Source organism: Paenalicyclobacillus ferrooxydans, from assembly GCF_001399675.1.
Classification (GTDB): domain Bacteria; phylum Bacillota; class Bacilli; order Alicyclobacillales; family Alicyclobacillaceae; genus Alicyclobacillus_B; species Alicyclobacillus_B ferrooxydans.
Genome location: NZ_LJCO01000030.1, coordinates 171377 through 185055 on the forward strand (window position 1 = coordinate 171377; position 13679 = coordinate 185055).

Below are 13679 nucleotides of genomic sequence, written 5' to 3' on the forward strand. Positions count from 1 at the left end.
CGAGAAGGGAGTCCTGTCCATGACCTGGACGTTCTATAGTCCTTCAAAAGGGCTGTTGACATTGGACGAGGTCGTCGAAGACGTACTCTGTGAGGTTGAAGGATCTGAGGACAACGAGTTTCGCATCATGGTTGGTACTGACTCACAGCCAAAGCCGGCCAGTCACTCCGTGACATTTGTGACCGCAATCATTGTTCACCATGTGGGCAAAGGCGGACGGTACTATGTCCACCGTGAACAACATCACCATACCTACGCGTTACGGCAGCGAATGATGACGGAGGCCGCGTACTCGTTGCAGATTGGCGGGTTGCTTTCAGAAAAATTGAATACGTCAGAGAAGACGTGGTCGATTGAGGTCCACTTGGATATCGGCGAGCAAGGAGCAACCAAGCAGGTCGTACGTGAGATTGTTTCCTGGATCACCTCCAGTGGCTACGAGGCAAAAATTAAGCCGGATGCGTACGGGGCATCGAAAGTGGCCGATCGTTACACAAAGCACGGTTGAATGGATGCTGACCACTGTCTGAGGAACTCGATGTCTCTATCGGCGTGATAGCCGATTCGAAGTCTGCCGTTCCACTCACGGGTCTGTCGTTGGCCTGTCAACGCCGCGACACCTTCAACGGCGTCTCCAATCAGGGTGTCTTGCATCAATTCCTGATGCCCTCGCGACCTTGTTGGATTGCCCAGCCAACGAGCATCGAAATCAATCACGCCGAGGGAGATCCCGGAATCTTGTGGCGACTGAGACACCAGCACGCACTGTGCCATCCATAAACCTGGGTGGCAGAGGAGTAAGGGTGAGATGGTTGCGCAAATACGGCGGCTAATCCACAGAGGTGCCCTTGACGGACAGGCTCCCTTAAGCGATGGAGCAATGCTCTTCAAAGCCTCGTTCCAAATGGTTATGTCTGATTGCAGTTGTCTTCGGGAGATCACACCGCTTGTTTCGCCTACGTCATCTATCCTCCGAGTCCCTTCACCCGGCCAAGCCACGTCAAGGCCGCGTACACTGGCCGTTCTGATGTAGCGGGCCAAATTGTTGCCAAATGAGCCCTCCCAGTCCCCATCGACAATCACACATGAGTCCCACAGGTCTGTCGGACGTAAGCGCAGCGCGTAAAGCACACCAAGTGCTCTCGGCACATCAGGTCCCAGTGGATCTGCGAGGTCACATACCCACGCATGGAGACTAAGTGTATTGATTGTGTCTCGAGCCGCGTTGGCAGTTTTGTCGATGCTGCCATTGACGACCACTACAGACTGTTGAATCCCCGCTTTGTGAACCTGACGAAGGACATTTGCGATAGAACGCTCGCAGTTGCGAGCGGGAATCACGGCTATCGTACGCACTCTTTACACACCTTTCTTTCCTCATATGAGGCTTTCAGCATTTCCTTTTCACGCACGCATGTCTTTTCAGATTCACATACTCGCATGAGTGCCACCTTTTGCGCACTCCCGCATCCGCTGAAAGCCTCCGTCACGCAGCCTAACGCAAGGACATATGCTGTGGGGTGAAGGCTTCACCCGGGGAGGGATTCAAACTTGTGGAAGCAAGGTGACATGGTGACGCGCAGCTCTTATGGGAGTGACGTCTGCTTCGTCATCATCGAAATAGATGAAGACTCTGAAACAGCCATTTTGAAGGGCGTTGACGTCCGTCTGATGGCGGATTCTCCTTTTTCCGACCTGGTCGAAGTCACAGAGGTCGAGCAGCAGAAGTTTGCCGAAAAACGCGTCCGTGCGGAGAGTGAGTGTCTTCGCCTTGTCCAATCAAGGCGGGAGATGGAACAGGAAAAACGATCTTTGCGCAAGGAAGCGCGGTTCCAATCAGAACCTGATTTTTTTGAAAGGCCCGGCCGTGTTCTTCATCTAGACGGGGACGGATCTTACTTGAATAAGTGCTTGAACATGTACAAAGAGCTTGGGATCCGGGCAATTGGACAACATGTTCATGAATCTCAAATGCCTTCGCAAGTAACCGGTCTGCTCCAACAATATGACCCGGACATTCTCATCATTACTGGACACGACGGTGTCATCCGAAAGGGAAAGGACCTGTCGGACCTATATAACTATAGAAACTCAGCCCACTTCGTGAAAACCGTTACTGCAGCAAGGAAATACTCGAGAAGCATGGACGATCTCGTGATTATTGCAGGTGCATGCCAGTCTCACTTCGAGGCCATCTTGGAGGCTGGGGCAAATTTTGCCAGCTCACCACAGCGAATTATGATTCACGCACTTGACCCGGTGTTTATTGCAGAGAAAATCGCATTTACTCCGATTAATGAGACGGTCAACGTTTACGATGTGGTCCGTTCGACATTTACAGGGACGGACGGGATTGGGGGACTGGAATCGAGGGGCAAGTATCGGATCGGTCTGCCGAAAGCCATTTATTAGTCTGCCTGTCAGAACGTTTTGGACTCGGTTCGGGTAACCCGATAGGAATCATGTGTCGATCTGTCCGTGCCAAATTGACGGAGGCCGATGGTGTTTGATGCAGTCCATTTGGAGTATCGCTAAGCGGTGTGAACGAGGGGAGCGAAGTCACAAAACAGCTCATTTTTCGACAAAAATGGACTGAATTCGGCAGTCATTCGTGACGGTTTCTCAGTTCTCCAAGAAATATGCATAAAAATCATTGACAATGAAAATAAGGCGTTGTTATAATAATGCCTTTCGTTGACAAAGACCCTCTATCCGTGGTACACTAATATCCGGAAAGAGGTGGTGTGTGTTGCCAAGAAATGCGCTCCACGACATCAAGAGAAGTTTAGACGACTTGATTGGAGAAAAGGTTCTGCTGCGCGCAAATGGAGGCAGGAGAAAAACCATTGAACGGATGGGCGTGTTAGAAGAAACATACCCCTCAGTGTTCGTGGTAAAACTGGATCCCCCGGACGGTTCGTTTAAGCGAGTTTCCTACAGTTACGCGGATGTTTTGACGGAAACCGTCGAATTAATGCTTTGCAAAGATGGCTCGAACGTGCGCGTGACGTACACAGAAAACTAAAGCAGAGCTGAATACAGCAATTATTTTAGCGGCGACCACCATCGTGTGTGTCGCCGTTTTGTTTTTGTTGTAGAGGGTATTACGTGAAAACGCCGATACATACGACGGGACTTGTAAAGAACAGTGAACGTCATTTCTCCACCGCTCAGAGCCCGGGAATGACAGGTTTCGATGGATAAGAGTTCCTGTTTTGATACGGCAGCACCGCACCATACTAGGTGAAGGCCGACATACGAAGGAGGAATTCTGCGATGGGTCGACGTGGCGGAACCATGTCTGATGCGCTGAAAATGGAGCTTGCTAAGGAGTTGGGATTTTACGACACCGTAAAAACCGAAGGTTGGGGTGGAATCACTACTCGTGACGCTGGCAACATGGTCAAACGCGCCATCGAAATTGCGGAACAAGCCTTGGCTGAACAAGGTGGTTCCAAGTAAGCAAAACCAATTCCACGATTGTCGGCCTGGCCGGGGAGATCCCCCGGTCTCTTTTGTTAGCCTCAGGGCTACAATGCGCCGGCTCCCGGGTGAGAAACGAATCCCAATGCGTGGGTTGGACATCACTGGAAAATAGTATATGGGTGCGGTTGATTGGGAAATCCTATTCGCGATGTGTATCTTTTTGTTTCGCGTCCTGTGAGGCCCCGTAAGTTGGGGAAGAAAACAGTAAAAATTCATCCGGAATTCGTACAGAAATTCTGTGCGTCAAGTCAGTGCGGTCGATTGAACAGCGGCCGATCACGAGCGAGGAGGGAAACACTCGGTGCATGGTCAATCAGGACCCCTTGTCATTATCGGGGGTGCCGAAGACAAGAAAGGCGAGTGCAGGATTCTCCGGGAGTTTCTCAGGCTGGGCGGAGGACGCCAGGCCAGGGTACTGGTTATGACTGTTGCTACAAAGTTGCCGATTGAGGTGGGAATGGACTATGTAGAAGTGTTCAAGAAACTCGGCGCAGAAGATGTCCGTACATTTGATGTATCATCTCGAGACGCAGCAAATCGCGACAGCGCAGTTGAATTCGTTCGCGATGCATCGTGCATTTTCTTCACGGGAGGCGACCAACTTCGAATTACAAAGCTTCTCGGAGGAACGAGAATTGATGCGGCGATTCACGATGCACTCAGAAACGGAACCCCGCTTGGCGGTACGAGCGCAGGTGCTTCAATGATGTCTTCGACCATGATTGTGGACGGAGAGTCCGAAACCAATCCTCGGATATGCGTTGTCAACATGGCACCTGGCATGGAGTTTATGGAGGGTGCGGTGATTGATCAGCATTTCGCACAGCGTGGGAGGCTCGGCAGGCTGGTGTCTGCAGTGGCCCAGTACCCGCATCATCTGGGATTGGGTATTGACGAGGACACGGCTGTGATTGTTGAAGGGCAGCATTTCCGCGTACTCGGTCGAGGCGCAGTGAGTGTTGTTGACGCAGGTGTCTTGACGCATTCCAATCTTGACTCTGTTGAAAGGGATGAGTCCCTGGCGCTATGCGGAATTCAACTCCACATACTGCCGGATGGTTATGGGTTCGATCTTCACAATCGAACCGCCATTACAGACTGGAGTCAATGGGAAGCCAACCACAACAAGGAGTTGACGAAATGAGAATCACATCGGTGCGTCACCTTGATGGACCGAATCTATATATTTATAAACCGATCTTAATGGCTCGGATGGAGTTAGAGGAGTTAACCAATCAAGAGACAGTTGAGTTTGAGGGATTTTCGGACAAACTGTTGCAGTTACTGCCTGGTCTTCACGAGCATCACTGTGCGAAGGGACGGCCGGGCGGATTCGTCGAACGCTTATACGGTGGAACGTACTTTGGGCACGTTGTGGAACACACTGCTATCGAACTCGCTACCTTGTGCGGGCTTGATATTCATTACGGTAAAACCGTCTATGTCGGACCTGACGGTGTCTACGACATCATTATTGAGTGTCGTGAGTTCCCGTGCCAGAAACTTTTGCTCGAACGAGCGCAGGACCTGGTTCAAGCGCTGCTCGACGGGGCAATCCCGATGCCGATTGGAGAAATTCTTGGTGAGGCAGAATCCGTGCTTGCCCGGACTGCCCTGGGGCCGAGCACGAAGGCGATTGTCGACGAAGCCCTGTCAAAGGGCATACCGGTTTGGCGACGCGGGAACGGCAGCTTTGTTCAACTGGGATGGGGTCGTGAACGGAAGTTGATTGAGGCGACCATCACGCAAAATACTTCAGCGCTTGCTGTAGATATCGCATGCGATAAACAAATGACAAAGAGTATCCTTTACGATTCAGGCGTGCCAGTTCCTGACGGAGGTATTGCATATGACGAGGATGAGGCTGTGTCTGAATTTCGGCTTTTCCACGGCCCTGTGGTAGTAAAACCGCTTGATGGAAATCAAGGACGTGGTGTGTCCCTGAACCTGACGACTGACGAGGAGGTCCGAGAGGCCTACCGAACGGCGGCAATTTACTGCCGAAAGGTGATTGTGGAACGCCACATTCCCGGTCGTAACCTCCGTTGTTTAGTTGTCGATGGCAAGTTTGTTGCAGCAAGTGAACGCCTTCCAGCGATGGTCTACGGTGATGGTGAAAGCACCGTTGAAGCGCTCATCAATCGAGCGAATTCGGATCCGCTGCGTGGCAACGGTCATGAAAAACCCCTGACCAAAATCATCGTGGACGACGTCGTGCGCTATACGCTGCGTAAACAGGGACTGTCTCTGCAAAGTGTTGTTGCCTGCGGCGAGCGCATATTGCTCAGAGAGAGCGCGAACCTGTCCACAGGTGGACAGGCCATTGACGTAACAGATGAGGTTCCTGATGCCATCCGACTCGTTGCTGAGCGAGCAGCCCGAGTGATTGGGTTGGATGTCTGCGGTATCGACATGGTTGTGTCTGACGACCAACCACTTGGCGAGGTGAACAACTGTTACGTTATTGAGGTCAACGCGGCTCCGGGCATCCGTATGCACCATCACCCTTCCTTTGGCAGCCCGAGACCAGTGGCACAAGCCATTATCAACAGTCTGTTTGGTCCACATCGCAACGGGCGGATCCCCATCGTGTCCATTACTGGCACGAACGGCAAAACGACAACTACCCGCTTGATTGCACACGTTCTCGGAGATACCGGAAAAACAGTCGGAATGACGACAACGAGTGGTGTGTGGATCGATGGACGACAGATTGCCGAAGGGGATATGACCGGACCAGCCAGTGCACGAATGGTATTGTCCGATCCCGCTGTGGAAGTGGCCGTGCTCGAGACGGCGCGCGGTGGAATTGTCCGAGGCGGGCTCGCTTACGATAAGGCGAATGTTGCCGTGTTAACCAACATCACACCGGATCACCTCGGGCAAGACGGCATTGATACGGTAGAGGACCTGATGCACGTCAAGTCGCTCGTCGGTGAGTGCGTGTCTGAGGATGGAACCGTTGTCCTAAATGCAGACGATCCTAGGTTGGTCAGCTTGTCAACCAGATTCCGGGCAAAGATCACCTACTTTGCGATGTCCGAGAAGAATCCCGTTCTATGCCGACATCTAGCGCTTGGGGGAACCGGCTTTTATACATCGGGCGGTTGGTTGATTGAAGCAAGAGGGAATTTGACGTGGCAGATTATGCCGGTTGGAGAGGTGCCGATCACGATGGGAGGTACCGCCGGTTTTCAGGTTGAGAACACGCTTGCTGCGGTATCCGCACTGCGCGCGATGGGTTGCACACGTCAACAAATCGCACGGGGGATGTCCAGTTTTCAGGCGTCTGCAAACAACCCGGGGCGGTGTACGGTATTCCAGCTTCCAAGCGGTGCGCACGTGATCATTGACTATGGGCATAACCCAGACGGGTTTCGCAGGGTGGGCGAATGGCTCAAAAGGGTTCCGCACAACCGCCTGAAGGGCGTTGTTGGTGTGCCGGGAGACCGGAATAACACCATGATCCGTGAAAGTGCAGCACAGGCAGCAGAGATCTTCGATGAGCTATACGTCAAAGAAGATGTGGATAAACGAGGACGTACGCCAGGCGAGGTAGCGGAGTTGTTTCGCGTTGAGATTAACAAGCACGCACCGCACAAGCCTGTGTACGTGGTATTGGCAGAAACAGAGGCCCTAAGTAAGGCGATGCAGACCGCAGTGCAGGGGGATATCGTGGTATTGTTCTACGAACGATTGAAAGCGGCTGAACAGACAGTGCTTGCCGCTGGCGGAGTCGTGACAGAGGCACCGTTCAGAGTCGTCTCGCAGAGTGTTGCATTGCCGCTGTAGCCCAAGTTCCACAGTCATCAAACTTCTTTGTTATTGGTGACTTGACGACAGGTCTATCTCGCCGCATGCTTATAGTGGATTTGAGGTGGGATGGTGCTGGTCGAACGCGCATATGCAAAAATTAACCTGACCCTGGACGTTCTCAGGAAGCGCCCAGATGGATACCATGAGGTCGACATGGTTATGCAGACCGTGGACCTGTCGGATTTAATTTGGATGGACGTTAAAGAATCAGGAATACACCTGGATTCAGGGGCTTCTAACATTCCGTTGGATGACCGGAATCTGGCGTATGTGGCTGCACAAAAATTTCTTCAGACTGCACAGATTACATCTGGAGTGACGATCACGCTTGAGAAAAACATACCTGTAGCCGCAGGGCTTGCCGGAGGTTCTTCGGATGCGGCTGCAGTGCTTCGCGGCTTGAATCGGCTGTTTGATACGGGGTATTCTGTCGATAAGCTTGCAGAAATGGGCGCATCCATCGGATCGGATGTGCCTTTCTGCGTGTACGGCGGTTCTGCTGTGGCAAAGGGGCGCGGTGAGCAGTTGACGCGTTTTCGACATAACTTGAAGGCTTGGGCGATTATTGTGCGCCCGCCGATCTTCGTCTCGACTGCAGATGTTTATGGAGCGCTTACGAGGGACAACATGTCAGAACAGCCGCGCAGTCAACAGATGGTCGACGCTTTGCTGCGCTGTGATTTTGAGCAGGTTGTCGGACTTGTTACAAACGGCTTGCGACCCGCTGCGGAACGTCTCTATCCCGAAGTCAAGGAATACGCTGACAGGCTGTCTTCTACTATCGGTCAGCCTGTACATATGTCTGGCAGCGGCCCGACACTCTTCATCCTCACCCCGACAATGCGCCGGGCACAACGAACATACAACGCCATTCGCGGATTTATGAAGGAAGTTTATTTGTGCCGTTTAATTTAATTATGGTATAGTCGCGTCAAGTAAGGGGGGGGACGGATGAGGCGATCGGAGCGTCTGATTGGGCTGACTAAGCATCTGCTGGACAGGCCAAATCAAGCCGTTTCCCTGTCAGGAGTTCAGGGGCTTTTGAATGCCGCAAAGTCTTCATTGAGTGAAGATGTCGCGTTTATAAGGCAAGCTCTCGAGGGGTTGGAACAGGGTACCATTCAAACCATCTCAGGGGCAGCCGGAGGCGTTCGCTATATCCCCAGGTTATCCGCTTCGGAACGGACTGCTTTTGCAGCAGATATGGTCAGTCGTCTCGAGGACTCGTCTCGGATGCTGGCAGGCGGTTTCATTTACATGTCAGACATCCTGGGCGATCCGATGGTGATTGACAACGTCGGTCGCCTGTTTGCGGAAGCCTACTCAGACAGTCACGTGAACGTCGTCGTGACGGTTGAAACAAAGGGCATTCCCCTCGCGGTTGCAACCGCACACTATTTGAACTGTCCCCTCGCAATTGTCCGACGTGAGCACCGGGTCACTGACGGCTCTGTGGTCAGTGTGCACTACGTCAGCGGATCAAATCGACGAATTCAAAGCATGTCGATTTCCAAACGGGCCATGCCAGATTTTGCCCGTGCACTTGTCGTCGACGATTTTATGAAGGCGGGAGCCACGTGCAAGGCTGTTGTACATCTGTTGGCAGAGTTTCAAGCAACGGTCGTAGGAACGGCAGTATTCGCGGCCACCACGGAACCGAAGGAGAAACTGGTAGCCGACTATAAGGCATTGTTTGAAGTCTCTGACCTCGAAGAGGGAAAAGTGCCCATTGTCCTCCCTGTAATGCAGTCAGACGCGGTTTTGCAAGACAAAGGTGAGATGCGGGCAAATCCATAAAATTGTGCCGAAATGGGGATGGGAAGTCATGGAACAGATCTCGACAAATCAAGCACCGGCAGCAATTGGACCGTATGCGCAGGCAGTGAAAATCGGGCAGTTTGTATACACATCCGGACAGATCCCGCTCACTGCGGATGGTACGTTTGTGGAAGGATCAATCGAAGATCAGATTACTCAGGTACTTGCAAACCTTGACGCCGTTTTGACGGCTGCAGGGTGTGGCCGCAGCGATGTTGTCAAAGCGACGATTTTCATGACCAACCTTGCTGACTTCGATAAGGTGAACCAAGCTTATGGGACCTTTTTTGGGGATCACCGGCCTGCTCGTTCAACGGTTCAGGTTGCCGGGTTGCCGCGAGGAGCTCAAGTTGAGATCGAACTCGTCGCCTACCAGGCCTGATACGAGTTTAGGATTGAGAGGGACACCGCGATTTGACGTGGTGTCTTTTTTTATAATTTCCTTTCAATTTCTGTGAGGTGTTAAAATATTTTTTGAACAAATTCGAAAAATTTAAACGATAAGGAAGGAGTTTTCCGATGAATGTGGAATAGAAAAACAGTATATCAACGGTGATCTGCTCAAAGGGTGGTGAATGTGATGCAAATAACGGATGTACGTCTGCGTCGCGTCAATAGTGAAGGTCGGATGAAGGCGATTGCTTCCATCACAATTGATAGTGAGTTTGTGGTACATGACATCCGCGTCATCGATGGGAATAATGGAATGTTTGTTGCGATGCCAAGCAAGAAAACACCAGATGGCGAGTTTCGCGACATTGCCCATCCAATTTCTTCAGCTACACGTCAAAAAATTCAAGAGGCTGTTCTGGATGAGTATTACAGGGCGGATGTGGAGCAACCCAGCGCCTGAATATTGCGTCAATCCCGCAATTTGACGGTGCTTTTCCGTTTAAGGTTCAGCAGATGAAACCCAAGAAGAGCATTGGGCTCGGACAACTGTCCGAGCCTTTTTGCGATCCTCGGAGAAATTGCGGTCGAGTTTACCAAAATAGATTGTTTTGTGGGAACACTCGGGTTAAAATAACCACTTCATTGCAAACCCATGCAGGGTTCGTTACACTGAATAAGAGTGTTTTTGTGGAGGCGATGTTGTGGGAAGAAGCGCCATCGTACTGGCCGCAGGACTTGGGACTCGAATGAAATCAAAGCGTCATAAGGTCCTTCACGAAGTGTGCGGGAAGCCTATGATCTTGCATATTCTTGATGAACTAGAGCAGCTAGATCTTGACCAAATCATTGTTGTTGTAGGACAACAGCGAGAGGCCGTACAGGCGGCCATTGGTGGAAGAGCAGAAATCGCTGTCCAGTCTGAGCAACTCGGGACAGGACACGCCGTCCAGGCTGCGGTTCCGTTGCTTCGGCAGGACGTCGAGACAACGATCGTGTTGTACGGAGATGCACCGCTCATCCGGGCGCAGACGATTTCAGCATTGCTTAGTGAACGCGAGCAATCCCAAGCGGCAGCTTGTGTCTTGACTGCTGATGTAGCAAATCCGAAAGGCCTTGGCAGAGTTATCCTTGACGACAGCGGGCACGTTACTCGAGTTGTGGAAGAAAAGGATGCGACCGCTGACGAGAAGCATATCCATCTTATCAATACAGGCATTTATGCATTTGACACAATCCATCTCGTCCGAGCATTAGCGAGACTGCAACCGGACAACGCTCAAGGTGAGTACTATCTTACCGATACTTTGTCGATTCTTCGCGAAGAATGTCAACACGTGTGTGCTTTACCGGTCGAAGATGTCGATGAGATCGCCAGCGTCAATGACCTTGTGCAACTCGCAGATGTTGAAAGGCTGATGCGGGTGCGCATTTGTCAGAGGTGGATGCGAGAAGGGGTCACGATTGTGAACCCTGAACACACGTACATTGGCCTTGACGTGACGATTGGACGAGACACGATACTCTATCCTGGAACCATTCTAGAAGGAAAGACTGTCATTGGAGACGAGTGCATCATCGGCCCGAACACGAGGCTCGTAAATATGACCGTAAGCGATCGCGTGAAAGTTGAGCAGTCTGTGGGTTATGACAGTCTGATCGAAGGCTTTGCACAAGTGGGTCCATTCGCTTACATCAGACCCGGTTCAGAGATTGGTGCTCGAGTGAAAATTGGGGACTTTGTCGAGATTAAGAAAAGCAAAATTGGTGAAGATACCAAAATTAGTCACTTGGCCTATGTGGGTGACGCCACTGTTGGAAAGCGTGTCAACATTGGTTGCGGTGTTATCACTGTGAATTACGATGGCAAAGAAAAGCATCAAACCCTTATCGGTGACGACAGTTTTGTCGGATCGAACGTGAACTTGATTGCTCCACTGTCGATTGGAGAAGGTGCTTATCTGTGTGCAGGTTCCACGATTACAGATGAGGTTCCGACAGATGGTTTCGCGATCGGCAGAAACCGACAGGTAACCAAAGCCGACTACGTGAAGTCGTGGCGAAAAAGTCGATTGGATAAAGATTCAGGGGACGAGGAGGCGTAGGGATTGTCCATTGATGGCGAGTTAAAAATCTTTACGGGAAATGCAAACCCTCAACTAGCCCAGGAGATTGCCGACCATATTGGCGTCGAACTCGGCGAGTGTTCTGTCATGCGGTTTAAAGACGGAGAGGTACGCATCAACCTTGCAGAAAGCGTACGCGGGTGTAATGTGTTTGTGGTTCAATCCACATCTGCTCCGGTAAACGAAAATCTGATGGAACTGCTGATTATGATTGATGCCTTGAAAAGGGCATCTGCGCGGACCATCAATGTACTCATCCCTTATTACGGATACGCACGCCAAGACCGCAAAGCTCGAGCACGCGACCCGATAACAGCGAAATTGGTCGCAAACCTCCTGCAGACCGCGGGTGCAAACCGGGTGATCTGTATGGACTTGCATGCGGGGCAGATTCAAGGGTTCTTTGACATCCCGCTCGACCATCTCGTGGGAATGCCGATTCTAGCCAATTACTTCCTGACCAAGAATATCGACAATCCTGTCGTTGTGTCTCCTGACATGGGGGGAGTCACTCGCGCACGCGCCTTGGCGGAGCGGCTGGGTGCTCCTCTTGCCATCATCGACAAACGCCGTCCTGACGCAAATGTGGCTGAAGTCATGAATATCATTGGTGACATTCAAGGCAAAACAGCAATCTTGATTGACGATATGATTGATACGGCGGGCACGATTACTCTCGGTGCCAAGGCACTGATGGATCGTGGTGCGCGAGAAGTGTACGCCTGCTGCATTCATCCGGTTCTTTCCGGAGACGGTGTGGACAAGCTTCAGAACTCGCCCATTAAAGAGGTCATCGTGACGAACACGATTGCTCTGCCGCCAGAAAAACGGATCGATAAAATTTCGGTCTTGTCAGTGGCGGAGTTAATGGCTGAGGCCGTGATGCGCGTGCATACCCACCGGTCGATCAGTCAATTGTTCGATTAGGCGAATTATCAGCAACGTGAAATTCAGTAACGTGTAAATTCAGGGCCGACAACGAAACTGAAGTTGTCAGGCCCTGTTGGTGTGCCTGCGCGCTTTGATTTCGGAGGTGATGGTATTGAAGGTTGTCGTCGGGTTGGGAAATCCAGGTTTGAAATATCATCACACAAGGCATAACGTAGGCTTTGATGTGGTTGATGAGCTCGCCAAGAGGATGGGAGTCTCCGTCACCAAGGACCAGTGGCAGGCATTGTCCGCCGAGACTCGAGTCGGGCAGGAAAAGGTACTGTTGGTTAAGCCGCAAACGTATATGAATAACAGTGGTGAGTCTGTACGGGCGATTTTTCAGTTTTACCAGGAGGCATTGCCGGAACACGACCTGATCGTGATTTACGACGATATGGACTTTGCCGTCGGGAACTTCCGTTTGCGACAGCAAGGCAGTGCCGGTGGTCACAACGGGATTAAGTCCATCATCAACCACATACAGACAAGTGAATTTGCACGCGTGCGGATTGGTATCGGCAGACCGGCACCAGAGTGGACTGTGATTGATCACGTCCTTGGCAGTTTCTCGCGAACCGACAGAAAGCTTGTGGACGCGGTTGTGGAGCGCGCATCAGATGCGGTGGTTTTTGCCCTTGAAAACAGTTTTTCTTTAGCGATGAATCGGTTTAACACCAGTCCTTCGTAAGACACAACAACGAACTTGCAGTTGCCTTGCAAGAAAGCGTATGGAACGGAGGACGCCCCCCCATAATAATGAGAGAACCAGCGCAATGGTGTTTAGACACCTGCTGAGGGAGGCGTACGTTTCATGCGCGTAGAATACTGGTGTAAGCATTGCAACCACTTTGTCGGTTCCTTGGACAGGCCAGGGTGGAACGAACACGATGTAGAACTCAATTGCGGCCTGACCAGCCTGACTCCAGTGGAGAGAAATGAATCCGTGGCATATAATAGGGAACACGGCGTGGTGGTCGTGCAGACCGTTTGCGACTATTGTCAGCAGGCTTTAGAGTCTCATCCAGAGTTGTTGGTTGAAGGTAAGTTGTTACAATAATAAGGTTTTGAAAAATTGACGTGACCGGAGCCGGGATAACGGCGACGGAACCGCCC

General features: G+C 51.5%; 15 protein-coding genes. 14 read left to right on the top strand and 1 reads right to left on the bottom strand.

Going from position 1 to position 13679, the window contains the following annotated elements:
• Positions 1–19: 19 nt before the first annotated feature.
• Positions 20–508 carry a ribonuclease H-like YkuK family protein gene (locus AN477_RS06600; RefSeq protein WP_054968365.1) on the top strand — a complete coding sequence of 163 codons (489 nt, stop codon included), beginning with the start codon at positions 20–22 and terminating at the stop codon, positions 506–508.
• On the opposite strand, the gene AN477_RS06605 is transcribed toward AN477_RS06600, so the two are convergent.
• Complete coding sequence (locus AN477_RS06605; protein WP_054968366.1) at positions 490–1356, bottom strand: glycosyltransferase family protein; 867 nt, start codon at positions 1354–1356, stop codon at positions 490–492. The genes AN477_RS06600 and AN477_RS06605 overlap by 19 nt on opposite strands.
• Positions 1357–1569: 213 nt before the next feature.
• Here AN477_RS06605 and yabG point away from each other — a divergent pair, with 213 nt between their 5' ends.
• The 13 genes from yabG to AN477_RS06670 all read left to right on the top strand — a co-directional run bounded on the left by yabG (position 1570) and on the right by AN477_RS06670 (position 13623).
• The gene (yabG, locus tag AN477_RS06610) at positions 1570–2412 is read left to right on the top strand and encodes a sporulation peptidase YabG (protein ID WP_211265968.1); all 843 of its coding nucleotides are present in this window, start codon (positions 1570–1572) and stop codon (positions 2410–2412) included.
• Between the two features lie 337 nt (positions 2413–2749).
• Positions 2750–3025, top strand: a complete 276-nt coding sequence (gene veg / locus AN477_RS06615) for a biofilm formation stimulator Veg (protein ID WP_054968409.1) — start codon at positions 2750–2752, stop codon at positions 3023–3025.
• 251 nt (positions 3026–3276) lie between these two features.
• Complete coding sequence (locus tag AN477_RS06620; RefSeq protein ID WP_054968368.1) at positions 3277–3462, top strand: small, acid-soluble spore protein, alpha/beta type; 186 nt, start codon at positions 3277–3279, stop codon at positions 3460–3462.
• 325 nt (positions 3463–3787) lie between these two features.
• Positions 3788–4630, top strand: a complete 843-nt coding sequence (locus tag AN477_RS06625; RefSeq protein ID WP_054968369.1) for a cyanophycinase — start codon at positions 3788–3790, stop codon at positions 4628–4630.
• A complete protein-coding gene (gene cphA, locus AN477_RS06630) occupies positions 4627–7278 on the top strand; it encodes a cyanophycin synthetase (RefSeq protein ID WP_054968370.1) in 2652 nt (883 codons plus the stop codon). Before AN477_RS06625 ends, cphA begins: the two co-directional genes overlap by 4 nt.
• 90 nt (positions 7279–7368) lie before the next feature.
• Positions 7369–8217 (top strand): 4-(cytidine 5'-diphospho)-2-C-methyl-D-erythritol kinase, encoded by an 849-nt coding sequence (gene ispE, locus AN477_RS06635; protein WP_342668544.1) that lies wholly within the window; start codon positions 7369–7371, stop codon positions 8215–8217.
• A 36-nt stretch (positions 8218–8253) separates the two neighbouring features.
• Complete coding sequence (gene purR / locus AN477_RS06640) at positions 8254–9099, top strand: pur operon repressor (RefSeq protein ID WP_054968372.1); 846 nt, start codon at positions 8254–8256, stop codon at positions 9097–9099.
• 28 nt (positions 9100–9127) lie between these two features.
• Positions 9128–9502, top strand: coding sequence for a RidA family protein (locus tag AN477_RS06645; protein ID WP_054968373.1), 375 nt, complete (start codon positions 9128–9130; stop codon positions 9500–9502).
• A 198-nt stretch (positions 9503–9700) separates the two neighbouring features.
• Positions 9701–9973, top strand: coding sequence for a septation regulator SpoVG (gene spoVG, locus AN477_RS06650; RefSeq protein ID WP_054968374.1), 273 nt, complete (start codon positions 9701–9703; stop codon positions 9971–9973).
• Positions 9974–10214: 241 nt separating this feature from the next.
• Positions 10215–11615 (top strand): bifunctional UDP-N-acetylglucosamine diphosphorylase/glucosamine-1-phosphate N-acetyltransferase GlmU, encoded by a 1401-nt coding sequence (gene glmU / locus AN477_RS06655; RefSeq protein ID WP_054968375.1) that lies wholly within the window; start codon positions 10215–10217, stop codon positions 11613–11615.
• A gap of 3 nt (positions 11616–11618) precedes the next feature.
• The gene (locus AN477_RS06660; protein ID WP_054968376.1) at positions 11619–12563 is read left to right on the top strand and encodes a ribose-phosphate diphosphokinase; all 945 of its coding nucleotides are present in this window, start codon (positions 11619–11621) and stop codon (positions 12561–12563) included.
• Between the two features lie 115 nt (positions 12564–12678).
• Positions 12679–13254, top strand: a complete 576-nt coding sequence (gene pth, locus AN477_RS06665) for an aminoacyl-tRNA hydrolase (RefSeq protein ID WP_054968377.1) — start codon at positions 12679–12681, stop codon at positions 13252–13254.
• A 123-nt stretch (positions 13255–13377) separates the two neighbouring features.
• Complete coding sequence (locus AN477_RS06670; RefSeq protein WP_054968378.1) at positions 13378–13623, top strand: anti-sigma-F factor Fin; 246 nt, start codon at positions 13378–13380, stop codon at positions 13621–13623.
• The last annotated feature ends 56 nt before the right edge of the window (positions 13624–13679 follow it).

What these genes read in the sequence shown, in the direction of transcription:
- AN477_RS06600 (WP_054968365.1), top strand. Translation starts at nt 20, where the DNA reads ATGACCTGGACGTTCTATAGTCCTTCAAAAGGGCTGTTGACATTGGAC.
- yabG (WP_211265968.1), top strand. Translation starts at nt 1,570, where the DNA reads ATGGTGACGCGCAGCTCTTATGGGAGTGACGTCTGCTTCGTCATCATC.
- AN477_RS06620 (WP_054968368.1), top strand. Translation starts at nt 3,277, where the DNA reads ATGGGTCGACGTGGCGGAACCATGTCTGATGCGCTGAAAATGGAGCTT.
- cphA (WP_054968370.1), top strand. Translation starts at nt 4,627, where the DNA reads ATGAGAATCACATCGGTGCGTCACCTTGATGGACCGAATCTATATATT.
- ispE (WP_342668544.1), top strand. Translation starts at nt 7,369, where the DNA reads ATGGTGCTGGTCGAACGCGCATATGCAAAAATTAACCTGACCCTGGAC.
- purR (WP_054968372.1), top strand. Translation starts at nt 8,254, where the DNA reads ATGAGGCGATCGGAGCGTCTGATTGGGCTGACTAAGCATCTGCTGGAC.
- AN477_RS06645 (WP_054968373.1), top strand. Translation starts at nt 9,128, where the DNA reads ATGGAACAGATCTCGACAAATCAAGCACCGGCAGCAATTGGACCGTAT.
- spoVG (WP_054968374.1), top strand. Translation starts at nt 9,701, where the DNA reads ATGCAAATAACGGATGTACGTCTGCGTCGCGTCAATAGTGAAGGTCGG.
- AN477_RS06670 (WP_054968378.1), top strand. Translation starts at nt 13,378, where the DNA reads ATGCGCGTAGAATACTGGTGTAAGCATTGCAACCACTTTGTCGGTTCC.